The sequence below is a fragment of the Novosphingobium rosa NBRC 15208 genome, assembly GCF_001598555.1.
GTDB lineage: Bacteria > Pseudomonadota > Alphaproteobacteria > Sphingomonadales > Sphingomonadaceae > Novosphingobium > Novosphingobium rosa.
Map to the genome: position 1 here is coordinate 1 of NZ_BCZE01000021.1, position 23,604 is coordinate 23,604.

Annotated in this window: 22 protein-coding genes; 10 read left to right on the plus strand and 12 right to left on the minus strand. The window is 62.4% G+C overall.

Features of this window, described 5'->3' with window-relative positions; genetic code table 11:
• Nucleotides 1-160: 160 nt before the first annotated feature.
• Nucleotides 161-1,069, plus strand: coding sequence for a hypothetical protein (locus SR3_RS08020; protein WP_068083461.1), 909 nt, complete (start codon nucleotides 161-163; stop codon nucleotides 1,067-1,069).
• Here the strand turns inward: SR3_RS08020 and SR3_RS08025 are convergent.
• Nucleotides 1,056-2,147 carry a hypothetical protein gene (locus tag SR3_RS08025; protein WP_068083464.1) on the minus strand — a complete coding sequence of 364 codons (1,092 nt, stop codon included), beginning with the start codon at nucleotides 2,145-2,147 and terminating at the stop codon, nucleotides 1,056-1,058. The two genes, SR3_RS08020 and SR3_RS08025, sit on opposite strands and share 14 nt — an antisense overlap.
• Nucleotides 2,148-3,137: 990 nt before the next feature.
• On the opposite strand from SR3_RS08025, the gene SR3_RS08030 reads away from it, so the two are divergent.
• The 4 genes from SR3_RS08030 to SR3_RS08045 are packed head-to-tail and all read left to right on the plus strand — an operon-like array spanning nucleotide 3,138 to nucleotide 9,216.
• Nucleotides 3,138-3,953, plus strand: a complete 816-nt coding sequence (locus tag SR3_RS08030; RefSeq protein WP_157098706.1) for a hypothetical protein — start codon at nucleotides 3,138-3,140, stop codon at nucleotides 3,951-3,953.
• 7 nt (nucleotides 3,954-3,960) lie between these two features.
• On the plus strand, nucleotides 3,961-6,258 hold the full coding sequence (locus SR3_RS31795) for a hypothetical protein (protein WP_068083469.1): 2,298 nt from the start codon (nucleotides 3,961-3,963) through the stop codon (nucleotides 6,256-6,258).
• A gap of 31 nt (nucleotides 6,259-6,289) precedes the next feature.
• Nucleotides 6,290-7,360 carry an ATP-binding protein gene (locus SR3_RS08040; protein ID WP_068083472.1) on the plus strand — a complete coding sequence of 357 codons (1,071 nt, stop codon included), beginning with the start codon at nucleotides 6,290-6,292 and terminating at the stop codon, nucleotides 7,358-7,360.
• Nucleotides 7,357-9,216 (plus strand): hypothetical protein, encoded by a 1,860-nt coding sequence (locus tag SR3_RS08045; RefSeq protein WP_068083475.1) that lies wholly within the window; start codon nucleotides 7,357-7,359, stop codon nucleotides 9,214-9,216. The genes SR3_RS08040 and SR3_RS08045 overlap by 4 nt, the downstream gene beginning before the upstream one ends.
• A gap of 875 nt (nucleotides 9,217-10,091) precedes the next feature.
• On the opposite strand, the gene SR3_RS08050 is transcribed toward SR3_RS08045, so the two are convergent.
• Together SR3_RS08050 and SR3_RS08055 are read right to left on the minus strand one after the other, a co-directional pair.
• Nucleotides 10,092-10,712 carry a Shedu anti-phage system protein SduA domain-containing protein gene (locus SR3_RS08050; protein ID WP_068083478.1) on the minus strand — a complete coding sequence of 207 codons (621 nt, stop codon included), beginning with the start codon at nucleotides 10,710-10,712 and terminating at the stop codon, nucleotides 10,092-10,094.
• Nucleotides 10,712-10,987: a hypothetical protein gene (locus tag SR3_RS08055; protein ID WP_157098708.1), complete on the minus strand. Its 276-nt coding sequence runs from the start codon at nucleotides 10,985-10,987 to the stop codon at nucleotides 10,712-10,714. Before SR3_RS08055 ends, SR3_RS08050 begins: the two co-directional genes overlap by 1 nt.
• A 602-nt stretch (nucleotides 10,988-11,589) precedes the next feature.
• Between SR3_RS08055 and SR3_RS08060 the strand changes: the two genes are divergently transcribed.
• Nucleotides 11,590-12,246 carry a Panacea domain-containing protein gene (locus tag SR3_RS08060; RefSeq protein ID WP_218018777.1) on the plus strand — a complete coding sequence of 219 codons (657 nt, stop codon included), beginning with the start codon at nucleotides 11,590-11,592 and terminating at the stop codon, nucleotides 12,244-12,246.
• Nucleotides 12,215-12,631, plus strand: a complete 417-nt coding sequence (locus SR3_RS08065; protein ID WP_218018778.1) for a hypothetical protein — start codon at nucleotides 12,215-12,217, stop codon at nucleotides 12,629-12,631. The genes SR3_RS08060 and SR3_RS08065 overlap by 32 nt, the downstream gene beginning before the upstream one ends.
• Before the next feature lie 170 nt (nucleotides 12,632-12,801).
• On the opposite strand, the gene SR3_RS08070 is transcribed toward SR3_RS08065, so the two are convergent.
• From SR3_RS08070 to SR3_RS31800, 5 genes are all read right to left on the minus strand, one after another.
• Nucleotides 12,802-13,440 (minus strand): hypothetical protein, encoded by a 639-nt coding sequence (locus tag SR3_RS08070; RefSeq protein WP_068083484.1) that lies wholly within the window; start codon nucleotides 13,438-13,440, stop codon nucleotides 12,802-12,804.
• 204 nt (nucleotides 13,441-13,644) lie between these two features.
• Nucleotides 13,645-14,421 (minus strand): hypothetical protein, encoded by a 777-nt coding sequence (locus SR3_RS08075; RefSeq protein WP_068083487.1) that lies wholly within the window; start codon nucleotides 14,419-14,421, stop codon nucleotides 13,645-13,647.
• Between the two features lies 1 nt (nucleotide 14,422).
• The gene (locus tag SR3_RS08080; protein ID WP_068083490.1) at nucleotides 14,423-15,250 is read right to left on the minus strand and encodes a hypothetical protein; all 828 of its coding nucleotides are present in this window, start codon (nucleotides 15,248-15,250) and stop codon (nucleotides 14,423-14,425) included.
• 167 nt (nucleotides 15,251-15,417) lie between these two features.
• Nucleotides 15,418-16,296 (minus strand): 3'-5' exonuclease, encoded by an 879-nt coding sequence (locus tag SR3_RS08085; protein ID WP_068083493.1) that lies wholly within the window; start codon nucleotides 16,294-16,296, stop codon nucleotides 15,418-15,420.
• Nucleotides 16,296-16,838, minus strand: a complete 543-nt coding sequence (locus SR3_RS31800; RefSeq protein WP_169805583.1) for a hypothetical protein — start codon at nucleotides 16,836-16,838, stop codon at nucleotides 16,296-16,298. Before SR3_RS31800 ends, SR3_RS08085 begins: the two co-directional genes overlap by 1 nt.
• Here SR3_RS31800 and SR3_RS31805 point away from each other — a divergent pair.
• Complete coding sequence (locus SR3_RS31805; RefSeq protein WP_169805584.1) at nucleotides 16,837-17,352, plus strand: ArsR/SmtB family transcription factor; 516 nt, start codon at nucleotides 16,837-16,839, stop codon at nucleotides 17,350-17,352. The genes SR3_RS31800 and SR3_RS31805 overlap by 2 nt on opposite strands.
• 23 nt (nucleotides 17,353-17,375) lie before the next feature.
• Here the strand turns inward: SR3_RS31805 and SR3_RS08100 are convergent, their stop codons facing one another.
• Entirely contained in the window at nucleotides 17,376-17,798 is a 423-nt protein-coding gene (locus tag SR3_RS08100) for a hypothetical protein (protein WP_157098710.1), read from the minus strand.
• Nucleotides 17,799-18,086: 288 nt separating this feature from the next.
• Here SR3_RS08100 and SR3_RS08105 point away from each other — a divergent pair, with 288 nt between their 5' ends.
• Entirely contained in the window at nucleotides 18,087-19,520 is a 1,434-nt protein-coding gene (locus SR3_RS08105; RefSeq protein WP_068083504.1) for a GGDEF domain-containing protein, read from the plus strand.
• Nucleotides 19,521-19,859: 339 nt separating this feature from the next.
• Here the strand turns inward: SR3_RS08105 and SR3_RS08110 are convergent, their stop codons facing one another.
• The 3 genes from SR3_RS08110 to SR3_RS08120 all read right to left on the minus strand — a co-directional run bounded on the left by SR3_RS08110 (nucleotide 19,860) and on the right by SR3_RS08120 (nucleotide 22,925).
• On the minus strand, nucleotides 19,860-20,519 hold the full coding sequence (locus SR3_RS08110) for a hypothetical protein (protein ID WP_068083507.1): 660 nt from the start codon (nucleotides 20,517-20,519) through the stop codon (nucleotides 19,860-19,862).
• Nucleotides 20,520-20,931: 412 nt separating this feature from the next.
• On the minus strand, nucleotides 20,932-22,155 hold the full coding sequence (locus tag SR3_RS08115) for a helix-turn-helix domain-containing protein (RefSeq protein ID WP_218018779.1): 1,224 nt from the start codon (nucleotides 22,153-22,155) through the stop codon (nucleotides 20,932-20,934).
• A 56-nt stretch (nucleotides 22,156-22,211) separates the two neighbouring features.
• The gene (locus SR3_RS08120) at nucleotides 22,212-22,925 is read right to left on the minus strand and encodes a hypothetical protein (RefSeq protein ID WP_068083510.1); all 714 of its coding nucleotides are present in this window, start codon (nucleotides 22,923-22,925) and stop codon (nucleotides 22,212-22,214) included.
• Between the two features lie 420 nt (nucleotides 22,926-23,345).
• Between SR3_RS08120 and SR3_RS31185 the strand changes: the two genes are divergently transcribed.
• On the plus strand, nucleotides 23,346-23,543 hold the full coding sequence (locus SR3_RS31185; protein WP_157098711.1) for a hypothetical protein: 198 nt from the start codon (nucleotides 23,346-23,348) through the stop codon (nucleotides 23,541-23,543).
• Nucleotides 23,544-23,604: the final 61 nt, after the last annotated feature.

Below are 23,604 nucleotides of genomic sequence, written 5' to 3' on the forward strand. Positions count from 1 at the left end.
GCACCCGAGCGTGGGTGTGCAGCCCGGCGAAGTCAATCCCGCTCCGCCGGCGAAGGACGCGCAGGCGCCTGACCGACGGTCCCGGCCAGCGGGCCCGGCCCATAGCCGCAAGCTGTCGGTGGAAAGGCCGGGACCGAACTTACCAAGATGGAGGAAGACAATGGACGAGCTCGACCTGAGCGGCGTCGACGCCATGCGTCGGCCCGAGGTACGGCGCCGCGTCGGCGTCGTGCGCGACTATCTGAACATCGTGGCCCCGACCGAGATGGATCTGCGACGCCATGCCGATCTGCTCGGCCTCAGCATCAACCAGTTCAAGGCACTCGTGCGGGCGTGGCGCGTGCACCAGTCGCCGGCCAAGATGGCCGGATCCGGAGCCCATCGTGGTAGTCCGCGCCGCGCCAACCGCATCTCCGTGCCCAAGGCCGCCAAGGAGGCAGCCGCCCGCGTCATCGACGAGATGGGTCCTGATGCGCCCTTCGTGCGGATCAACGAGGCGGTGGTCTCTCACTGCAAGGAGCTGGGGGCGGCACCTCCCTCACGCAGCACCCTGTGGAACATGGTGATGGTCAGCCGCAAGCAGCCTCATGGCGGCGAGGAAGGTCTCGTCGTCGGATCCTGTGCCGTGCGCCTGCCGATGCGGCAGGACGGCGCCATAGTGATGCCCATGCTCGGGCTGGCGGTCCGCGCCGACGACGGCGCCATCGTCGCGGCGTCCCTGGGGCCGGCCGACTGGCACGGGTTCACAGCCGGCATCAGCGGGAGCGGGCTGGCAGTACGGGTCGATGCGGCCCTGATCGGGACCGATCCGATCGACGGCGTGACCCCTATCCCATCGACTGCCGCGCGATCGGCCCTATCCCGCATCCTTGGCAGAGGGATCGATGACGTCCGCCTGGTCTATCTGACAGGCAAGGCGATCGCGCCCGAGCGCCTGCTCAAGACCAGACAGGACAGCCCTCTCACCCTTGCGGACGTGCGCGAAGTCGTCGCTGGCGCGATCGCCAGGCACAACCAGAGCCGCGGAGCCCCTGCTGCAATCTGGATCGACGCGCCTAGCCGTTCGTGAGCATGCCGAGCAGGGTCATGAGACCGGCAGGCGGATCGCGCCGTTCCGCTGTCTTCCAGGGTTCGACCAGTTCAGCATTGTACGCACCGACCTCGGCGAGGAAACGCACCAGGTCGTCGACGTTGGGCTCTGCGGCATGTTCCGCCTTCGCCGTCTGGCCAGGGAGGAACTTCACCCGGCCCATGCGCGCCCCGATCAGCGGTCGGACGAAGACGCCGAACCGTCTTGCGGCCGTGGCTGGCCTGAGCTGGTCTGCCAGACCTGCTGCCTGCATCCTCCCGGCCTGGGCGTCCCAGTCCTCGGAATCGAGTCCGTGGACGATCTCGCTGCCTTCCAACCTGTCGGCCCATGCCAGGCCAATCAGCGGGTCGGCCGAAAGCCGGTCCTGCGCGTCGGCGCCAGCGAACATGTAGCCGACCCGGCTGTCGCGCGGGTCGCCAAGGCCGGCACCGAGCACGATGCGGGTCCCCCGGTCGATGATGAGGAACGCCGCGAAGAGACTGTCCGAATGCGGGAGCTGGCAGGCACAGCAGTCGAGGACGACGTAGGCGCCCGGCCGCTCGCCCTGCGCGCGCCGCCGCCTCTCCGTCTCGGCGAACTTCCTCAGCGTGTTGTGGCTGGGCAGCTCGTCGTTCGGCCGGCCGGTCGCCTTGGCGTAGGCTTCACCGAGCGCCAGCGCATGCTGCCGGACGCTGCCGGTGGGATCCTTGTCGAAGACCGCGACGGCGAGCTCCTCGAGCTGTTGGTGATGGGAGAGCTTGCGGGTCCGCGGATTGATGGCGAAGGTGCCCAGCGACGCGATCGAGCGGCACTTCTCCCAGTCGGCGCGGATCTCGTACCAGCGGTTCAAGCTGACCCCCACCTTGGTCGCGGCCTTGTCCATCGACAGCGTCGTGTCAGGCCGCTCGAGATCCAGGAGCATGCGGAGCCTCTCCAGGGTCTGGGAACGCTGCACGAAGGACATCGCCGTCCACATCTCCGATTCGGAATGCGGCAACTCCGGCCCGAAGGCGGTCAGCAGTTCGGTCGGGAGCGTCGGCTCGGGCCTTGGAATCTGCCTTCGCACGCCCATCGGCATCCTGGGGCCTGAATTTTTTTCGGGGCTATCTTCCATGGCGTCCGGTTAGGGCGAAAGTCCCGGAATGTCGAGAGTTAGTTGAACATTTGGACGTCAGGGACATCCGGCCCGACCACATCCTTAATGCAAATTATCCAACTAAATTTCGATCTCCAACTATCTCTCGATTGACTCTCGTGGTGTGTCCAACTATCTATCGACTACCGCAACGCCGAGGAGACACCCGATGCGACACGAAATGCCCCAGGAAGCCGGACCGGATACCCGGCCCGATGACCCTATCTCCAGCCGATCGCCGGACGGGCGATTCTCACCCGATCTCCCCTTCTGGTCGGGCATTGCAACGTCGAGCCCGTGCGCCAAGGCCTGCGTCGAACGTGCGTTCATCGCGTTCAGGCTCGCCCAGTTCGAGGGGAGGTGCGCATGAGACGCTCAGCCAAGAGAGTGCTCATCGGAAACCGCCCCCCACGAGGATACCGCCGTCGCGAACGAGAGGTCATCAGGAACTTCTCCTTCGGGCGCGGTCGTGGAGGACTCTGCACCACGTTCGCACCTGACAGGCCTACCGCGTCGTTCGACGCGCTTCCCTATCATCCCCCGCTCCGAGCCGGCGGCGTCGGGACGTCCATCCGCTCGCTGAAGACCAGCAGCGCCATCGTCACGGCGCCTCGTATCACCGTTCAGCCCAACCTGACCTGACCGTCCGCACCGCGGACCGTCCGAACCCCGACAGACGCTCGCCTTAGAGGCGCCACCTTCCGGGTTCGCAGACCCGGTTCACCGAGACCGTGCCTGCGGTCGGCGGATGCCGACGCACGCTCTCCCCGCCTGGAGACGAAAGATGAACGAGCGTGACCAACTCGTCCCCCGCACCCGGACGCAGAGACGGCGGTACCGGATCGACCGCCAGACCATCGTGGCGAAGGGTCGCCCGAGCCACGCCGAGGCACGCTTTCCTGGGCATCTCGCCGCCTGCCGGTCGGACCGCACATGAGCCGGAGCGCAGCCGCGAGCGGGCTTCACGCCGCACCCTCGCTGGTCGATCCTCGAAAGCCTCTCCGGCTTGTCTATGTCGGGACGGACGATGCGACCGGCGCCCGCCCGGCCGCGCGGATGCATGTCGCCGAGGACGGCGGCCCGCTGCGGACGATCGTCGGCAACAACTACAGCCACTGGGTCGGCGAGGAGCATTCCGCCAAGACCGGCCTCTCCAATCCCTACGAAGGACCGACCGAGCACGCGCTGATCATCGAGAGCGAGCTGCGTGCCGACGTGCTGACCTTCCGCACGCAGGCGTTCCGGCTCAGACTGATGGTCGGCACGACGGTCCGCGAATGGATCTGCGATCACCTGCGGCAGATCCGCATCGGGCGTGGCTACGTGATCGAGGCCATCGAGTGCAAGCCCGACCTCTCCTACGTCAGCGATCCCCTCGAACGCCAGAGGACGCTCGCCATAAAGCGCGTCATCGAGGGCATGGGCTGGAAGTTCCGCGTCATCTGCGGGAAAGACGTCCTAGGCGGCGGTGAACGCCAGCTCAACTTCGGGCGCATCTACGCGCGTCAGACCGCGCCCATCGACGAGGTGGCCATGGACGCCTTCGAGCGCCTGGTCGTGAAGTCCCCCAACACCACGTTCGCGACCCTGCGCGACACCCTCTCGCCTGAGCGTGTCCAGGGCGAGGCGATGGCGCAGGCGCTGATCTGCAGGGGCCGCGTGGAGTTCGATCTCGATCACATCCTCTTCGGATCATCGCCCGTCAGGCTGCTGCCGGTCGCGCACTTCACGCCGAAGATCTGGTTCTGAGGCGGCCGTGAGCGGATTTGACAACCTCCTGAACCGGCACTTCGCCTACCGGGGCGCGTCCTACACCTTTCGGGGGGTGGCGCCGAATGGTCTCTGCATGTTCACGGACGGCGCCCATGGAATGCTGGAAGTCGCCGACCCGGAAACCGGCCTTCCGGTGTGGCCGACGGCCGAACAGGCTCGCCACCTCATGGCGCAGGAGAAGCTCATCCTGCGCTCCTGCCCGCTCGCAGACGCGACGCGCCGCCTGGCGCGACAGCAGGAGCCGACCCGCGAGGAACTCGTCAATGCGAAGACCAAGCCGCAGGGCAAGGGCGAGGAAGCCAGGCCCCGCGACCGCTGGTACACCCTGCGCGAGCAAGTCATGAAGAAGGTGGACGAGGTCGGCCAACCTCCGCTCAGCGTGGCTGGCGTCAGAAAGTTCTTCGAGGACAACTTCGACGTCGAGGCTCTCAAGGCCCAGTACGGGCGGCTCCCCAGCGACTTCGCCGTCCGCCAGTGGGTGGACAGGCGCGGACTGCCCCGCGACCGACGACCCGCGGACTTCGCCTCCTTCTCCGGCATCGTGCGCCGTCGTCGCAGGATCAAGCCGGTTGTACTTGCCATCATCAAGGTGTGGGCGCTCAAGTGCCATTCCGGTCCGAAAAAGTCGAAGAGCAGCTACTTCCTGAGGGCCAGGGACGACGTGCAGCGCTACGCCGAGGGCCGGGCGCTGGAAATCCATGATTTCGAGCCGGTCCCCCTGGACCCGACGGTCGGCTCCATCAAGATGTGCTCGCGCCGCATCTTCGACATGGAGGTCGAGCGCGCCAAGGGAGCCCAGGCCTTCCAGATCGGCCACGGAACCGCCGCAAGGCGGCAGCGCTTCGGCGGAGGCGGAGTGGCTCAGGATCCCACGCGCTACCTCGAGATCGTCCAGATCGACGACACCCCCTTCCCTGTGGTGTTCGTGATCGATCCCGTGCGCGGCGTGCCATGCGGGGTCCCGACCGTGACCATCGCATTGTGCATATACACGCGGGTCATCCTTGGATGGGACATCTCCTTCGATCCGCCTAGCCATGTCACCTACATGAGCACGCTGCTCCACACGGCCCTTCCCAAGAGCGTGCCCGAGCCGTTCGCCCGCATCAAGGAGCTCGGTGACCTGCACGGCAAGGTCGTGGGGACCATCCTTCTCGACAACGCCAAGCACCAGACCGCGCGGGCCGCGCAGGATGCAGGCGGCGACATAGGTACCGCAGTTCGCTGGGCGGGCAAGAAGCAGCCCACGCACAAGGGGCATGTCGAAAGTTGCCTGAATACCTTGCAGGACATGGTCCGGGAAGAATTGAAGGGTAGCACCTGGGACATTCCGCTCATGCGGGAGTTCGACTACGATCCCGCCAAGCACGCGATCGTCACCATCGAGAAGTTCCGCGAGATCTTCGCAGCCGTCGTCGCCGACTACCACACCAAAGGGCACACCGAGCTCAACACACGGCCGCCGCTGGACGTCTGGCTGGAGCAGAGGTCCATCCACGGCCACGACACCGTCGGCGACATCGACCACTTCCGCCGGGCGATCGGAAACGTGAGCTACCCCTCCTTCCGTGGCCAGGGCGCCGAGATCAACGGGCTCATGTATGGCTCCGATGGCTCCGACGATGAGTTTCCCCTGTCCAACGAGGACATCCTCTTCAACCTCGGCATGGCAAGAGGTGTCGCGACCGACGCAAAGGTGCGAACCTTCGGCAAGGTCAAGATCAAATGGGATCCTTCGGATCTCGGCCATGCCTGGCTCTTCGACGAGCTCAACAGGGAGTACGTGAAGATCCCGTGCACCCGGAGGCGATACGCCACCGGGCTCTCGCTGTGGCTCCATCTGCGCATCAAGGCATGGGCCAAGGAGCGCAAGGCGGAGTTCGACACCGACTTCGAAATGGCCGCCGTGCGCGAGGAATACAGGAAATGGTTCTCGCGCATCCTGCCTGAGGGCAAGATTGCAGACCAGCATGCGACGGCACGGCTCATCGACTCGAGCGAGGGCCGTCGATATCTGGGCGACGCCGTCGAGATCCTCCGAATCCAGTCCTCGCCGACCGGTACCTCCAACGAGATTCCCCACGAACTGCGCGATGGAACGCGTGGCGATGCGACCCGCATCGCTCCACGTAGCAGCAACCGCAACGGCGACGAAGGCAAGCCATCAAAGAGCCGCGCCCGGAAGACCACCACCGATCCCGTCCACAAGGAGCAGGAGGAGGTGGCCAGGAATCAGACGCGCCGCCTCGGCTTCAGCTCCGGCTGGGACAGCGACAATTGACCCACCGCCCAAAGCCGAAGGAGACTGCCCGATGAGAACGCCCGCCAAGACAATCCACCGCGATACCACGGCCACTCGAGCTGCCGACAGCCTCGACGGCGCGCTCCGCCACCATTCCGAGGGCCCGACTTCGCTTTCGCCCTCGGCAGGCGATGGCCAAGGCTCCCTTCCGCTCGCCGATTTCGACTTTCTCGATAGCGAGGAGTTCGCGGTCTCCGAGCTCGTCGGCAGGGCCCTCGCACAGTTCGAGGATATCGTGATCCCGACCCCGCAGCAGATGAGCTCAGTCAGGCAGATGAACGCGCTCCGCGTCATGAGCCTGCTGCAGCCGGAAGGACAGATGCGCCGCGGCGCCCGCTATCTGCACCCTTCTGGCGCGGGCAAGAGCACCTGTGCCAAGATCCTGAAGCAGCACCTGGCCAAGAAGCACGGAAACGATCCCGAGCGGAAATCGATCCTCCACGTCACACTGTCGACCACCGGTACGCCCAAGAGCCTCGCCTCGTCGATCTTGGCGGAAGCCGGAGAGGAGTATGCCACGCGAGGCGAGGCTGAACTTCTGCTCGAAAGGGTAAAAGTGGCGATCGAGGAGAAGAAGGTCGAACTGATAATCATCGACGAGCTTAACCACATCAAGGGAAAGAGCCTCGCCACGGAGGCTGGCAACACGATCAAGAACATCATGACGAAAGGCTGGGCACCCGTGGTGCTGATGGGAACGTCAGGCGCCGAACCCCTCGTGAAGAACAACTGGGAGCTGAAGACCCGGTGCCTGCCTCAGGTGCATCTCAGGCCGTATATTCCCGAGAGCTCTCAGGATCTGGCCCATTGGAAGAAGCTGATGGACTGCATCGACGAGGAGATGGTGAAGCGGAGCATCATCGCCCGACACACCGGCCTCGCCGCGCTCGGCAAGATACTATGTGAAGCGAGCCGTGGCCTGATCGGGGAGTTCCACGGCATCATGATGGCAGCCTTAGAGGCAGCTCTAAGCGAGGGAGATGACTCTGTCAGCTATGACCGGCTCGCCTGCGCCGTCGACGAATGGGCCCTCAAAGACGACTCGATCGACAGCAACCCGTTTCGGGAAGAGACGAAATGAGCGGGCCCGTGCTTTGCGCGGTTTCCCCGATCGCGACCGAAGGACTCATGAGCTTCGTCACCCGCACCGTGACCAGAAACGTCCTGCCGTCGTCCTTCACGCTCCTGCGCCAAGTGGGGTTGTCACATCCAAACAATCCGACAGCCGCCTTCATCGAGAATCTGGACGCGGTCGGCCTCGCGGAGATCCTCCGCGTGCCGGTCGAGGAGGTCACGCGACGCCGCCACCTTCCCTTGCCAGAGCAAGGGTATGTCGACTGCTTCGGCGTGGCGGTGCGCGCGGATGAGATCCTCGTCCGCACGCTCCGATTCGCCCCGTCAGCCGTTGGCGCGAGCCCGCACAGCCGGGTGCTCTGGTCGCTCAAGACCGTGCCCTGCTGTACCGAGACCTGGGAATACCTCCTCGCCCGCTGCAAATGTGGCCGGCTACAGCGCTGGCAGCATGCCTACAGATTCGATCGCTGCGACCGATGCAACCGTCGGCTCGATCTGATCCAAGCCGAGACAGTGCCGCCCGATCAGCGGGATGGCCTGGCCTTCCTCATCGGCCTGCTCGATCCCGATACCGAGACCAGGAATGCCGCCCGCCGACAACTCCCGACCGAACTCGCGGACTGGGACGGTGGCATGGTCTTCGAACTCGCGATAGCGCTCATGCGTCTGGTGACCGATCCATATCGTCACACCCGGACGAAGGTCCCGCCCGTAGGTCAGCAGGCCAAGTATGCCCGCGCGCTTTCCCAGACTGCCGATCTGGTCCGCGCCTGGCCCTCGTCCTTCATCCCCGCTCTCGAACGGGCCGTCAGCAAGCATTCACGCTCGAGATACAATGTCCGCTACACCGGCATCGCCGAATACATTCCCGCACTGGAAAGCGAAGTACTGCCGGCGCTCGTGAGGACGGCGCTGGATCGGCAGCTCGCCACCATCTCATCCTCCCCCGGCACCACGCCGCCGGGGCAGATCGCGATGATGGCCGCCGTAGACCGCTCGCTACTACCGCTCGGCATTCTTGCAGAAGGACGGCGGAAAGGCCTCCTCAAATCGCATATCTGTCTGCGGGCCAACCGGCTGTTCCCCACCCTCGATCACGCCGAGGTCGAGGAGATCAGGGATCTGCGCGATCATCGCCGCAGCGCAGAGGCGGTGTCTACATCCCTGGGGCTTCCTCAGTATGCGATGCAGCTCATCGCCGACTCGGGAGATGTCGACATGCGCCCGCACCCCTTTCTCACGTCGCTCTTCGAGATGCCTCAGATGGACTGGCGTGAACATGACCGCCTCCTCCGCGATCTTCGCGCCGCTGCCATGCCCGGCTCAACCGATCCGAAGAAGGCCGGACTGACCCTCCCGCTTCACAGGCTCGCCCGTGCGATGGGCGGCGGCTTCAAGCCCTGGGGCACGATCTTCCGCTCTTTCCTGAAGAAGGAAGGCGCTACCCCCTTCTTCATGGCCGGAAACTCGATCAGCAAGATGTTCATCCGCCCCGAGGATGGGGATGCATTCCTTTCCCGGAATCTCCGATCACACCGCCCCTCCTCTCTCACGCCCTATTGCTCTCAGCGCGATGCCGTCGAAATCCTCAACCTTCCCTTGAAGCACGCCCACCTCCTCAAGGAATTCGCCAAGGCCAATGACAATTGGGAGATGGACTGGGAAATCGTCCTTCACCTCGCCCGCACGCGAATCACGATGGCGGAGATGATGGCACGCTTCGGACGACATTCTAGCTGGGTCGAGCGCTACCTCGACGAGGAGCACTGCGTGCAGGTAGATGCTCTAGGATGGAAGAGGGAGCCGGCGCTGCAGGCACTGGAGCGGATCCGCCGAAGGACGAAGCTCCGCGAATCACCGTGACACCGAATTTGTGAGTCATATTGGGACACAAGCGTCGCCCGGTCGGAAATCCGATTCGGGCGATGCTTTTTTGTTGCCAGACCCCCCAAAACCTCGCTAAGATAGCCTTTACGAGGGTCTTATGTGACAACGTCAGGAATGACGTTGCCACTTGGAATGCTCTCAAGTAGCGCAAACGAATTCAGATAGATAGTGCTAACATTGCTACTTGAGGGAGGTGCAATCGCAAAAAATTGTACACTTAAAAGGCTCTCATCAAGTTTATGCATTGAAATGAAATGCTTTTCTTTGTGAGCACAGACTACACGCGCGGCGCATTCCATTATGGAAAGCCTCTGGCGCCAAAGAGATGTCTGGACCGCAGCTTCCAAGCCCGCAGCCAATGCCGGCGATCACGCCAGTCAACACGCGCAGCCTAGTGTGAGGGAACGCTCAGACCGCGCCGAGTATCCAGCCAATCGCCAAATCTGACGCTCAGGCAGGTCTTTCCGGCCCGCCTTGCACCATCGATCTCTAGGCCTGACAGCCATAGCTCCGCGGCGGACTGCGGACCACTCCGCTCGCCTCCTAGGTGACCACGTCCCATAGAACTGCCCCAGGCCTCATGCCAGCGCGCACCAGCCAGGATCGGCGCGCCGGGGGTTCCGTGGCTCATGGACCGGGGCTTAGGAACATGCGTTCCGATCAGAATGGCACCTTCCACGTCTTGTTCCAAGGCACCATGTTCGAGGTGTGCCGCCCCAACCCCAGTAAAGCCGGCCTGTGATGCCGACGCGCCCTCCGGTGGTGTATTTGACGGCGGTGGTACGCTTGCCGATGCGCTGACGGCTTTCTGAGGCAGGGGGCACCCAGCCGAACACACACTCATCCGAAAGTCAGATATAAGTTTTCGCGGTCGTCAGGCTCTCTTCCATTCTCTTGAGCATGTCGTCGTAGGTCATGATCTGGGCGTGATGTCCACCAACCGCGACCAAGTGGCGGCGATAATCGAACCGGCTCTGCTCCAATGGTCCGTCTATGCCGTCATCGCGGCCTGCAATCACAGCGAATGCGCTCTTCTTGATCTTACCGCCAAAGGTGTTTCCGAGTACAATGTCATCGGGGTTTTCGTCGCGCACCCAAGCCCAGTCGATGATCTGGCCAAATCCATGCTCGAGACCCGATCCCCAATAGCGATATTGAGCGGTTCCCCGTTTGAACAACGTCGTCTTCTCTGCCGGCTCAAATTCGATCAGAGCAAAAGCACGTGCGTGATCGTTGCCCAGCACGAGGTCGGTGCGGAAAATTCCCTTCATCGTAAGTTCGAACTTGATGAGGTCAGGAGCCGGAATATTGAGCACGGAACCGAGAAGGCACGCCATTTGAGGCCGCGCCCTGATCTCTTTCACAATCTCGGTTTCACCAATGAAGGATTTGCTACCAAACCACGTCTTGAAGCTTGTCAGTTCGGCTTCAGCAACGGACAGATCGTAAGCGATGGGATCGAAATCACTCATCAGCGGGCATGAGCCTTCACGCCGCTGCGTGCATAGGATTCATCAACAATGGTCTGAATCTCGAGATTATTATCAGCACGACGTCGCCACAGCACGCGCTTTCCCCCAACCCGCGAGACAAAGGCGCCCGAATCAAGGCTCTTTGTATCCGGACCCGATGGTCCAGTCTCGTTGGCGAAAAACGCGTTGAGCCTGCCCTGCTCAGCCTTACTCATCATGGCCATCTGAGCAAGAGCGGTCAGAGAAAGCGACAGTGATATTTTTCCGGGGCTCATTTGGTAAATCTCCGAGCGCATCCCATAACGGAAGTGGCCTCTCATGCCAACGCTTATACGACCACCTGTTTCCTAGCAGACCGAGCATTGTCCCTCCGCCACCCATCTAGCGAACTCGACGCTGGCCGCTAGACACGTGGCGCGCGCAACCCTGTCGCTGGGCCATCCAGAGCCGCCTTTAGTGGGCGACCATGGACATGCTCAATCATCCATAACCCAATCAAGTTTGATCAGTACGAGGGTTCTGTTCAGAACGGCACCCCCCATGGCCAGTTCCACTGCACCAGCCATTCAACTGGCGCCGCCTCGAACCGCACAGCCGTCGTATCGTCATCCAGCGCAACCCCGGCGGGGAGAGGGAGATGATCGTGTAGGGGCGGTTTTATACGAGCGGCAGCGCCACCACCCAGACGACGCATCGCGCTGCGCTACATCTCAGCACATCCACTAAATAAGCCACAGGCGACCGTGCCTGCGCTTGATTTATGGTTTGCACGCTCGGACTTCTCAAGCGGATTCACTGGGTTTGAATAGGGTTGATGAGGGAAAAATCTCAGAATTTCAGAGATCAATCGCTGCCCTGCCCAGAGGACAAGAAAATTATGATCAAAAGGTCGAGCGTAATTGAGCTTGCGTGGCACCGCTTTCGTGATAGTGCCCTTGCGATCCGTCGCATCGTCAGCGGTGCCGACCACCGGCCGCTGCATGTCGTAATCGCCGCACCGTCGCCACTTGACGTGCGCGAAATGAGTAACACAATCATGCCGAAGCGTTATTCCGCCATCGCGATCGCCAAATACTTCCTGGCCAAGCAGGACGTGGACGGCGATGACATGATCACGCACCTCAAGCTGCAGAAGCTGTGCTACTACGCCCAAGGCGTTGGAATCGCGACGCGCGGCGAGCCGATGTTCGACGAGCCGATGGAGGCATGGCTGCATGGCCCCGTGGTGCCGGCCCTCTATCGTGAATACCGCGAGAACGGGAACAATCCCTTGCCTGCCGTGATCGATCTCGACGAGAATGACTACGAGCCGGAGGATCGAATGATCCTTGACGACGTGTACACCTACTACGCCCAGTTCTCGGGATGGCGCCTGCGTCAGATGACGCACGGTGAGGCGCCATGGAAAGACGCCTACGAGCAGGACATGAACCGGGTGATCACGCTTCCCGCACTGGTAGCCTTCTTCAAGGACGAGATCGAACAGGATTATAGTCAGCGCTATGTCGAAATTTCGCGGCGCCACGCCCACTAAGCCCGGTTTCTCAGACCGCAAAGTCACGCAGGAGCCCGTCTCCGACAACGACCAGACAGTCATCTTCTCTTTTGAGCACATGCGGGATAAGACCGGCTACAGCGTCAACTGCTGTGGCAGTGAGGAAGGCGCTCAACTGATCGCACGACTGTTCAAGCTCGGCACGATGACTTGGGGGCAGATCAATCAGTCAAATAGGCATGGACTCGGCACTGAAAAAATACCAGAATCTCAAATTTCGGTGGCCATGCCGCCAAGCATCACCAAAGACACCACGCTCATAGCCTTCCGCTACAACGGAAAAAAGCCAGTGGTGGGGTATCGACAAGGTCGCATCTTCCATATCATGTGGATCGACCACGACTTCACCCTATATAAGCATTGATGTATCTCGTCTGAATGCCAATCCACGACTTGGGCTGCCCCGCTGGAAAATCGCTCTGCTTGTGCGATGATCGGGCAAGTGGCTTCCAGACCACTTATAGGCTGGCGATGCCGATATGGCGAGTTAGCCAGCTTCCGGATCCGTTTGCGCCCGCACGGCAAGAGTTCCGATCAGAACGGCAACTCCCATGGCCTGTTCCAGGGCACCACCCATTCAACGGGCGCCGCCTCGAACCGCACCGCCATCGTGTCGTCATTCAGCGCAACCGGGGGAGAGATGATCGTGTAGGGGCGCTCCGACACGAGCGGCAGCGCCACCACCCGGTCGAGCGGCGCGCCGACCAGCTTCGCGCACTGCCTCTCGTCCAGAGCCTGCGGGATGAACACGCAGCCGCCCCGATGCCCCGTGTGGATCGACAGCGGACCTATCTCAAGAAGCATGTTGGCCGTGTGCCGCCCCATCCTCAGCTCAAGTCGATCCATCACGAAGAAGCGCTCGCCGGTGGCGTGGTTGACGGCGGTGACGCGCTTGCCGACACGCTGCCGGCTCTCGGCCGACCAGTCGCGGACGAGGACGCGCGGCGTTTGCCCGCCGGGCCACTCGGCACCGGGCTTCAGCCGCCACGTGGCCTCGTCAAGCTCATCGGGCGTGCAGGCGTCGATCAGAAGCGGCGAGGCCAGCCGGATGGTCCGCTCCAGATGGGTGCGAAAGATCTCCAGCCTGCGCCGGCGGACCTCACGGTTCAACGCCGTCAGTTCGAGCATCGTCGCCCTGTCGATGCGCCTGCTCCTGTTGCCACGCTCCATCATCGGAAGGCCTCCTTGCCATGATCGTCGAACATTGCCACCATTCCGGGCGGGGCGCCCATGAGGTGCCTATACGAGAGGTGCAGACGGGCGGCGCGCCGGCCGAAAACGAAGGACCTCGGGGCCGATCAAGAAGGGCCCCCATCGGCATGGACGATGGGGGCCCGGGACGCAGGACGGCTTCGCGATGCGGTCGCACCGCACCGTTCACCTGCCCAGCGCGTCGCCCGCCAGCAGTAGCGTGAGGATGTGATGCGTGAGCACCGGCGCGCCCTTCCCATACGCCATGGCAGCCCAGCCGTCCCAGCAATCAACCCGCTCCGCCAGCCAGGCGAACAGCGTGTCGCGCGTCACCTCGTCGCCGAACGAGGCCGACCAAATCACCCGGCGCAGCGGCATGCGTCCCGTCGTCTCAAACCCGGTGAGGCTGACGACGTGGCGGCCGCCCATGGTCTCCCTGGCGAACACGTTGCGTCGGCCGGCCACGGCGCGCTCGAAGCGATCGCGCGCGGCCTCCCCAGCCGGATCAGAGCCCGGCATCGCGCCGCGCACCGCGTCGATCACCTCCTGCATCGGCACGTCGATCCACTCAGGTTCGCGGGTGGCCTGCAGCATCAGCATCGCGCTGTGCCCCTCATCGCTCAGCGGGCCCTCGAGCGGGCTCATGTACTGCCCTGGCAGGGTGAGACCCACCGAAAGCAGCCATGAACGGTAGAAGCGCCAGAGGAACAAATCCCCTCCCATCATCTCATGCCTGAGACCGCGAGCATCCCAAGGGCGCGTACTGATCGCCGTCAAGAAGCGAAGCAGGAATTCGAGCTGCTCAGGGGCCGTCCGCTCACTAGGGAAGTTCAGCCGACCTTCCCAGAACGCATCCCTGACGGAATGCCAGCGCCGGCCATCCAGATCCTCGAACATGCGGCGGTCGGCCCGCAGCCACCACCCCCAGGGCAGATCCCGCGCCGCCTTGAAGTCGATCTCCATGTCACCACCCTCCTTCCGGCTCGAGGCCGACGGGCGGCAGCGGGGGCCCCTCCCTGGGCGGGACCGGATCGCCGTCGGCGATCGCCTTCAGCTGGGCCGCGAGGTTCAGGATCTCGCGCATAACATAGGTGTCGTCGCGGTAGGTCGCCGCAGTCTCGGCGGAGAGATAACCGCCCCGGCCATCCTTTTCCTCAGGCCCACGATCATAGACGTGGTTGCAGTCGAAGCCGAACCACCACGCATGTGCATCCTCGACGCGGTAGTCGCCCGCCTGGGTCGCCTGCTTGTAATGCACCTCGTAGGTGTGACAGATTCGACGGGATTCGGTGAGGACGAAGGAGCGCTTGGGACTGGGCCCCTCGTTGCAGATGCGGGAATAGGACAGCCCGCCATGGACCTCGATGCCGATGTCGGCCGGAACGGCCTCATGCTCGAAGCCATAGAGCGGATGTGACTTCGGAATGCCGACATAGCCGCCGAGATAGCCGCCGTTGGGTTCGCGCAGCATGATGCACTCGTAGCCGGTGGCCGCGTCGCGCCAGGCCACCTTGTCCGCCTCGCCCAGCGAGGGATCATCGCCAGCGGGCTTTTCGCCCTCGACGAAGAAGACCTCGGCGTCGGGGATGACGCGGTCGCGGGTGCGGTAATTGACGTGGGACGCCATCACCGCCCCGCCCTGCTGCGTGACGACGGTCACCGGCGTCAAGCCGAGCCTGTTCGTCACCACACCGGACTGGCTGATCGCGGCGATGGCCTTGGTCGGATCGGTGACCGTGACGGCACCGGTGCCAGCCGGACGCCTGGCTGGACTGCTCTTGCTCTTGGGCATGCCATTCTCCTTGGTTCGTATGGGTTGTAGGAAGACGCAGGCGGTCAAGGCGCGCCGTGCGCCGCCCCGTCATGTCGGGCCGCCGGGTTGGGGGGCAGCGTTGCTCCGTTCAGGCGATCGGATCGCCGGTCAGCGGCGGCGGAGGATGCCCGCCAGGCCGCGGCGCATCAGGCCCAGCGCTCGCGCGCAGAGATCTGTCGCCACTCAGGACCAGCCGAGGTCGGGCGCGCACCGGACTGGTAGATGTTCGCCATGAGCCACGTCTCCTCCTCGTCGCGGTCGGCCAGTTCGCGGTGCCAGACCCGATTGTCCGCATCCCACCGGTAGCCACGCGCCTTCAGGTCGTCCTTGCGTTCGAAGGCGGCGCCGACCACCCGGCACATCCAGCTGTCCCTCGACGACCGCTCGACCAGATCCGCCAGGGCGGTACGGCCCGGCGCGACCTCGCGGGCGAGCAGCGCGATGGTGCTGTCGACATCGTCGGAGGCGCGGTGCGCGCCGTTGTAGTAGCCGGCCTGCGAGAGCAGGTAGCCGAGGCTGCGCCCGTCGAAGCCGAAGTCGCGCCAGGCGATCTCGACGCAGCTGCAGCACCAAGCCCGACCGGCGGCTTCGGGCAGCTCGTCCTCCACGCGCGGCCTGTCGAAGGAGGCGTTGTGGGCGATGACGAGATCGGCGCGCTGAAGGATGCCCGTCGCCAGCGCCTTGTCGATGGACTGGTCCTTCAGCATGGCGTCGTCGAGCCCGGTGAGCTTCATGATCTCCTCCGTCAGTGGCCGGCTTGGGTCCTGCAGCCAGCAGAAGGGCCGACCGATGTTCGTGATGCGGCCCGCATCGTCGAAGAGGAACTGGCGCATCGCCAGCTCGATGATGACGTCGCGCTTCCGGTCGAGACCGGTCGTTTCGACATCGACGACCACGGCGCGCCGGTTGCCGGCGGCGCCGCCGACGCCCGTCGGACCGCCCCTCAGATCCAGGCGGTACACCCTGCGGAACTCGCCGCCGGACATCGGCGGGCGGCAGGCCGCCTCGGTGGCCGGCGTGTCCATCAGAACTGCGCCTTGCCCGGGACCACCATGTCGAAAGCGTTGATGCACGCCTCTTCCTGGTCGTGGGCGCGCCCAGACTTGCCAAGCTCCATCCTCAACTCCGGTGAACGGCAGGACGTCACGCGCAAGTTGGTCTCACAGGAACGAATGCGCGACATGTGTTTGGGCTCGACGGCCTGATGAAGCGGCTGCGCGGCATGGTCCGGCTCGCCATCGGCACCGAAGGTGTCGTCATCGTCGTCATCGATGAAAGGGTCGATCTCGCTGGGCGAGGCATCCAGGCCCCACGACAAGCCATGCAGGATCGCGGCCCGCATGAAGGCCTGCCGCCCAAGGCATGCGTCGAGCGCGCATGAGCCTTCAAACAGCTCGCGGCCGGCCATCATCCAGGCGACCGGATCGTATTCAATCCCCTCGCGCAGGAAGCGCGCCGCGGTCTCAGCCGCGACGAAGGCGATGCGCGACAGGCTCCGTCGGGTCGTAACGATCACCGCGTCATCCGCCTCGTCGAGCCCACACGGATCCTCCACGACACTGGTCATGACGAATGTCTGGTCCTCACCATCAAAGATTTCCATAGAAGCCTCCATCACCGCCTGTTCACGCCGGGGTCGTGAAGCGATCGTGGCGGTGCCGATCGGGTATGACACACCTAGAATCTATAGTTCGTTAATTCAAGATGTATTGATATATATTTTTCAGATTGTCGTAGGATGCGATTTGGGGCTGGAAAATGGTAAAATGTTCGTTTATATACGAACTATGGATATGAACGATCTACCCATTCTCACCGCCCTCGGCCAAGCCACGCGCTGGCGCACCTTCGAGCTACTTGTCCGGCATGGCGGAGACGGAATGCTGCAGGGCGAGATTGCCACGGGTCTCGGCGTGGACAAGAACCTCATGTCAGCACATCTCAAGATCATGCGGGAGGCAGGCCTCGTCACGGCGGAGAAGAACGGCCGTGAGGTCACCTATCGCGTGACCCCCGCCGCCGCCAGGCAGGTCGCCCAGTCCATGCTCGACCTGATCGAGAAGGCGACCGGAGCCGGCTGAGACGCCGCCCCCGCCTTCACGGCTCAGCCCGTGCCCTCCAAGATGCTGACCACACCGCCTCCGGCAAGTGGCCGGCGGCTCGGACAGAGGTCGCCGACCTCAGCCAGCAGCTGAAGCGTTCCCGAGGGTACGAGGCGGCGCACGATCCAATTCGTGGGGTCGATGCCCTCCCTCACCTGCGCATCGGCCAAATGTGCCGCCGGCACCCGCGAAGCGAGCCCCTCCATCACACCTTCGCGCGATGCTGCGTGACATGCATAGAACCAGAGGACCGTCTCCTCCCCGACCGTGACCGCAAACGTGGCGGTGAAGAGGCGGCGGGCCGCGATCGACCACGAAGCCGGCGGCGCCAATGCGATCCGAACTGGCTGGTCATCCTCGAAAGGCACCCCGCCGAATGGTGAATAGCCCATACCGGCGGAGCACCGGAACTGCACGATGTCCATCTGCGTCGCCTCCGACAGTCGCTGACCGAGCCGAAGATGGTGGCGCACCGAGATAGTTCAATGGGTGATGAACTATTATTTTTGCGGGCAATGCGCTGAAGTGCCACATGCCATGGCCGCCCGCCGCTATGAAGTGTCGATGATGCCGACCATTTGCGAAATCTGCCAATGACAAAAACAGTCTGCTGGCGGGGGAAGGCTTTGCCAAGGCCATACCAGGCAGTTCCTGTAATAGCCGAAATTCGTCGTTAACGCGGCCTTAGCCATCATGAAGTTAACACAGGCACTATGTACGGGCGCGATAACAAAGACATTCAGGGGTTTAGACGGAGGTACGGCCAACTTTGGCTGACGGCCGCATGCCTGTATTTCCTCATGGCTGCCGCAACCATCCATCTCACCAGCAACGGTCGCGACATCGCCACCATCTGGCCCGCCAACGCGGTGCTCCTCGCCCTTCTGCTGGTGCATGACCGCTCCGCATGGCCCAGCGTCCTGTCGGCCGGCCTCATCGCCAACGCCGCAGCGAACCTCGTCACCCGCGGCACGATCGTCGGTCCGATGCTCTACGGCCTCAGCAACGTCCTCGAGGTCACCGTCGCCGCCTCGGTCTTCGGACGGAACAAGGGCTGCGTGCCGATCCTGGGGTCGGCGGGCGTCGTCGTGCGCTTCCTGCTCGCCTGCGGCCTCCTCGCTCCCGGCCTGAGCGGGTTCTTCGGCGCCATGACGGCGCGCCTCTTCTTCGGACAGCCCTTCGCGCTCGCCTTCAAGACCTGGTTCGTCAGCGATGCGCTTGGCCTGCTCATCTTCACCCCCGTCCTCGTCGCCATCTTCAACGGCGACATTGTTCGCTGCTTCCGGGAAAAGGACTGGATCAGTCGCGCCGAAACCTTCGGCCTGCTCGCGCTGGCCGGCGTGACCGCCTACCTGGTCTTCTTCGTCGCCCACGCCCCCCTGCTGTTCACCCTGTTCGCGCCAGTCATGCTCATCACCTTCCGCGCAGGACGGCTCGGCACCAAGATGGCGGTCATGGTGATCGCGGTCATCGGCGGCTGCGCCACGCTTCAGGATGTCGGCCCGATCGCGAACTTCACGCGGGATCACGTCCAACAGGCCGAACTCTTCCAGCTCTTCCTCGCCGTGCTGCTGCTGACATGCCTTCCGGTCGCCGCCGACCTTTCGGCACGCAACCGTTTCACCAAAAATCTCGCCAAGCGCGAAAAGGCCATGTCGCTGCTAGCCTCGACGGACAGTCTCACGGGCCTGATGAGCCGCTCCGCCTTCGAGGCGCATGTCGAACACGCCCTGCATGACCGCGCCATCCCCCACGTCATGGTCGCGATCGATCTCGACCATTTCAAGAACATCAACGACCAGTGGGGTCACGAGGCCGGCGACAGGGCCCTCGTCCAGGCGGCCCAGGTCCTTCAGACCCAGATTCGGTCCGGCGACGCGGCGGGGCGCCTGGGCGGCGATGAATTCCTGCTGCTCCTCAAGGACGCCAGCATCGGCGAGGCAGAAAACATCTGCGATCGCATTCGCACCGCCTTGCGTCAGAATTCGATTGCCATGGACGGCAAAACCCAGATCATGCTGACGCTGAGCTGCGGCATCGCCAGCTCGAGGACGGCAGACACCTTCCAGGACCTCTACCGGCACGCCGACAAGGCCCTCTACATGGCGAAATTCGCAGGCCGCAACACGGTGCGCTCGATCGCTTGAAAGCGGGCATCAAGCCTTCCTAAGGTCTTTGATTTTTGATCGACCAGATCAGATGCGTCACAACCATAACCCCAAACGGCTCGACACTTTCGTCATGCCCCCCGGTATCTGAGTTGGATCGCCTTATGGCTCATGCTTCCTTCCCTAACCGATGGGTAGTCTTCACAAGATGCGTTTGCCCCCGGGTTCAGAACCCCGCTGGCATAATCCGCGCACAAGACAGTAGAAGCAGTCGCACCCCGCCGGCCCCTGTCCTCATCTATCCATTGGCGCGGGTCATCGGTGCCAAGGCGGTGCTATGGCCCGCCCAGCCGAGAGTAAACCGGCCTTGGCATTCCTCTACGCATGGCCACCGGACTCGGAAGCCTCAGGCCAATCCCGTCGCCGGGCGATCCATGGATTGAGGAAAAGGAACGGCAGCTTCACAAACAGCAACTCGGCGTGCACGAAGCCATCGACCATACGCTCCCACCGTCGGGGACGACGACAGGCGTGAAGCGCGAGCCAGCGATCATAGGGCGCCCAGTGGCTCGGCTCGTCCTTGTGGATGATGGCAAAGATCTTCGACAGCACCGGGTCGCTCCTCACCATCGCGTTGGACAGCAGGATCTCCACCTGGCGGTAGCCCCGTTGCTCCGTGAGCGAGATGACTCGGCACAGCCGCGCGAAAAGGCGATTGCTGCGCACGATGGCCTGCGTGTCCAAGCCGCTGATCGACGCACCGAACATGATTTCGATGAAGCGGTCGATGTGTCCGAAGGTGCGGTCGAGGGCGAACGGCATCCGACCCCGCCGCTCAAACCAGCGGCGGAACATCAGATAATGAGCCCGCTCATCCCCCCGGTGACGCTCGACCATGGCGATCATGACAGGATCGCAGGGCTCCTGCTGCCGGACCGCCGACAGAACCTGATCGATCGCCGTGTAGCCGCGATGCTCATTGTAGATATAGATGCTCGCCAGGACATCGAGATAACGGCGCTTGAACCAATCGGGCATGGCCTATCCTAGTGAGAAAGATTGTTCGGACGAAGTATTCATTTCTAACGGTTGATACTCACGTTAGGTCCAGCCACCCTCCAACCCCGGTCAGGAGCACCGTCGATTGCACCTGTCAATGCTTATCGTTCTCATAAGGGGTACAGCCGCATCGTTCGCGGCAAGTAATTTATAATTGCCATCACTTTAGGAATTTAGGTAGATTACAAAATATTGCATACTTTCTTTTTGATCAAATCATCAAAAAACTGAAGATCTACATTCAGGGCGCGATATTCACCATATTCCATGCCAACTATTTTACACTACTGAGTTAATCTCTTTCTCCAATCAAAAGAAAGAGCACTTCACGCCTCGGCGCTCAGGGCTGACGTCGAGTGCCGCACGCGACGCATGCTTGTCGCAGGCACAACTAGCGCCTTCTCTCAGGGAAAGGGATAACTTCGCCCATGCCTGGCGCACGCGGCTGCGCTGGATCTTCTCGAACTCTAAGTGACACCACTTCTGCAGCATCCCTGTCGAACCATCCATCAGGCAGGCCGCATAGCATCTCAACATCTGCCGCAGAGATCGTGAATTCAGTCGCCAGCAGATCGGCCTTCTCTCGCACACCATTTTCCACAATGAGATTGAGGCTGTCACGCAATGCCTTGGGGCCCGTCACCGCCCAGTGCTGATCGAGCGGCTCTCCCTTCGACCATCCCTTGGCCGAATAGAGCTTATAGAGCTGCCGGGCGTAATCCTCTGGGATGATGTCCAGGTCGGAAAGGCGCTTGATCTGCGCCTTGATCGACACACGCCAACGCTCCTTCAGGCTGGTCAACATTGTTAGCGAGGTATGCTTCACCTCATGTGGATAGGTCGTCGAGGGCATCAGGAAGGCACTCGCCAACCGAAAGGCCTGCTGTTCGATCATCCGCAGGTTTTCCCGAAACTCCTGCTCGGGGACCTGCTGATGGAGAACCGCGTGAGCCAGTTCATGGGCGGCATCCATCTGCCGGCGCGGAAAGGACATCTTGTCTGTCGCGAGAAGCACATGGGGACGCCCATCAACAGGGGACCAGCTGCAAAGACCGTCAAGCTTGGTGGTTCCCATCGGGATCGTAGCCACGACAATGCCGATACGCTCCATCAAGGAGACAACGTCACCACATGGCCCTTCCCCCATGTTCCAATGACGGCGCAGACGCAGGGCTATCCCTTCAATGTCGTCTTCTCGCAATTGGTTGTAGCTTAAGCCCTCCAGAACATCGGGAATATCGATGTCCGGCAGATCGACGTAGTGGCCCAGGATGAAACTGGTTTCCTGAAGCCAGTGCATCTGCGCCTTTTGATAGGCAAGGTCGCGCACCAACGTGCTGGCCAGAGAACGCAGAAACGTGGGTCTATCGCTGTGATAGGGTGGTCGCAGGAAATACTCGGGCCGCACCCCAAGCTCTCCGGCCAATCGCACCAGCGTGGAATAATCCGGGCTTTGATCAGCGGCCTCATCCTCCCATCGAGAAACGGACGTCGGGCTGACCCCGATGCGCTTGGCCAAGGCTGATTTCGTTGTGATCCGCCGGGCTTCTCTGGCCTCGACCAGCCGAGCGGGAATGAACCCTGGAGTGCCGATCCTCATCGTGTTGAATCCCATTGGCCCCGCACCCATTGGATGCGGAGCAATCATAGCCTGCAAACTACCAACCAGACTTAGCTGGCAGTCCCCTCTTCAGCGTCGTTGTCGGGCTTGCGCTCGGGCGGCACGAAGGGCTTGCGCGTCTGGCGAAGCTTCACGATTTTGCCAAGGCCTTCTTCAGAAGGATCAGGCTGCGTGGGCTCGACGGGATCAGCAGCGTAGCCGCCCATGAACTTTTCAAGGGATTCATAGAAAATGAAGTCCTGGTAGTCCGAACCGATCACGCCGATCGCGATCTCTTCGATCAGCCCGGCGCGTTCACGGTCGCGGGCCGTCAGGAACAAGGCAAACATATCGGTCGGCCGCGGAGTGTTCTCATCGTCGAGCAGGCTCGGTTGAAGATGAAGGTTCAAGGTGACACCAGCGGCCCGCGACATATTCTTGGGAGGGACCTTCCTACGTTCCGGCATGGTCGCAAAGCCCAGAACAACGCCGATATCGGGCCCGGCGAAACGAGCAAAGGGCTGGAAAACCTTCAGATCCGTCCCGAGCATCACACCGTTGACCAGCAAATGGCCGCCATGCGCTTGAACAACCTCCTCGTAACCCTGCTCCTGCAGGCGAAAGCGGATTTGGCCCTCGGCCTCACGGCTGCGCTTGGCATTGAGCGGCAACTCACGGCGCACGATCTCATGCGCCTTGTGCGCTTCGGCGCGCAACCGGTCCTCAAGATCCAACAGGAGGTCTTTAGGAAGAGCATCAAGAATGGCACGGCGCATGTCGATCATGGATCACCCTTTCGTGTTGAGGGATTTTGTACATGATTTTTCGCGTTTTGCAAGACCGCACTTTCAATTTGTAGCGCGCACATTCACCGCCGCGCAAGAAGGCGCATCGACGCGCCTTGGACGATGAGCAAAAAATTCTCATCCCGACTGCGGGGATCACGGGTCGGTGACGTCCTGGACATGCCAACACCTTAGGGTTCCGGATCCTCGATCCTTCATGTCAGCTTATCGCACACTTGCGTGGAGATGACGGGAATCTGGGCGACGCTCACCGGTTATCCCCCGGTGGGCGTCGTTTGCGTTTGAAAAATCATTAAACTATTGATTTAAGATTCTTTTATTCCGATTACACACTTAATTCCAGGCGCGCCCCTCCGTCCTATGCTTCGTGCGATACCATCACGACCTAGGAGACTATCAATGGGCATGCGAGTAGGGGGCAGCGGCGGTTCAAGCGCTGCCATGGCGGCCTGGCAGGCACAGCAGAGCGCTGCGAACCCGCCAGCAAGCAACAAGGCCGCTCAGGTCAGCGCCTCCGTTCAGAACAATGAGGCCGCCCAGATCACCAGCGCGATCAGCGCGCTGGCCACGGGCAGCACCTTCAGCACCATGGCATGAATCTCTGGCCGGGGCTGCGGCACAAGCCCCTTCCCGGCCAGACCCTTTCTCGAGCTTGTAC

Bases quoted from the DNA above. Each gene is read 5' to 3' on its own strand.
- SR3_RS08055 (WP_157098708.1), bottom strand. From the start codon at position 10,987: ATGAGCCCCGGAAAAATATCACTGTCGCTTTCTCTGACCGCTCTTGCT.
- SR3_RS08040 (WP_068083472.1), top strand. From the start codon at position 6,290: ATGAGAACGCCCGCCAAGACAATCCACCGCGATACCACGGCCACTCGA.
- SR3_RS08045 (WP_068083475.1), top strand. From the start codon at position 7,357: ATGAGCGGGCCCGTGCTTTGCGCGGTTTCCCCGATCGCGACCGAAGGA.
- SR3_RS08070 (WP_068083484.1), bottom strand. From the start codon at position 13,440: ATGATGGAGCGTGGCAACAGGAGCAGGCGCATCGACAGGGCGACGATG.
- SR3_RS31800 (WP_169805583.1), bottom strand. From the start codon at position 16,838: ATGACCAGTGTCGTGGAGGATCCGTGTGGGCTCGACGAGGCGGATGAC.
- SR3_RS31185 (WP_157098711.1), top strand. From the start codon at position 23,346: ATGGGCATGCGAGTAGGGGGCAGCGGCGGTTCAAGCGCTGCCATGGCG.
- SR3_RS08105 (WP_068083504.1), top strand. From the start codon at position 18,087: ATGTACGGGCGCGATAACAAAGACATTCAGGGGTTTAGACGGAGGTAC.
- SR3_RS08110 (WP_068083507.1), bottom strand. From the start codon at position 20,519: ATGCCCGATTGGTTCAAGCGCCGTTATCTCGATGTCCTGGCGAGCATC.
- SR3_RS08085 (WP_068083493.1), bottom strand. From the start codon at position 16,296: ATGGACACGCCGGCCACCGAGGCGGCCTGCCGCCCGCCGATGTCCGGC.
- SR3_RS08100 (WP_157098710.1), bottom strand. From the start codon at position 17,798: ATGGACATCGTGCAGTTCCGGTGCTCCGCCGGTATGGGCTATTCACCA.
- SR3_RS08030 (WP_157098706.1), top strand. From the start codon at position 3,138: ATGAGCCGGAGCGCAGCCGCGAGCGGGCTTCACGCCGCACCCTCGCTG.
- SR3_RS08020 (WP_068083461.1), top strand. From the start codon at position 161: ATGGACGAGCTCGACCTGAGCGGCGTCGACGCCATGCGTCGGCCCGAG.
- SR3_RS08025 (WP_068083464.1), bottom strand. From the start codon at position 2,147: ATGCCGATGGGCGTGCGAAGGCAGATTCCAAGGCCCGAGCCGACGCTC.
- SR3_RS08080 (WP_068083490.1), bottom strand. From the start codon at position 15,250: ATGCCCAAGAGCAAGAGCAGTCCAGCCAGGCGTCCGGCTGGCACCGGT.
- SR3_RS08065 (WP_218018778.1), top strand. From the start codon at position 12,215: ATGTCGAAATTTCGCGGCGCCACGCCCACTAAGCCCGGTTTCTCAGAC.
- SR3_RS08115 (WP_218018779.1), bottom strand. From the start codon at position 22,155: ATGGGATTCAACACGATGAGGATCGGCACTCCAGGGTTCATTCCCGCT.
- SR3_RS08120 (WP_068083510.1), bottom strand. From the start codon at position 22,925: ATGATCGACATGCGCCGTGCCATTCTTGATGCTCTTCCTAAAGACCTC.
- SR3_RS08075 (WP_068083487.1), bottom strand. From the start codon at position 14,421: ATGGAGATCGACTTCAAGGCGGCGCGGGATCTGCCCTGGGGGTGGTGG.
- SR3_RS08050 (WP_068083478.1), bottom strand. From the start codon at position 10,712: ATGAGTGATTTCGATCCCATCGCTTACGATCTGTCCGTTGCTGAAGCC.
- SR3_RS31805 (WP_169805584.1), top strand. From the start codon at position 16,837: ATGACGAATGTCTGGTCCTCACCATCAAAGATTTCCATAGAAGCCTCC.
- SR3_RS08060 (WP_218018777.1), top strand. From the start codon at position 11,590: ATGATCAAAAGGTCGAGCGTAATTGAGCTTGCGTGGCACCGCTTTCGT.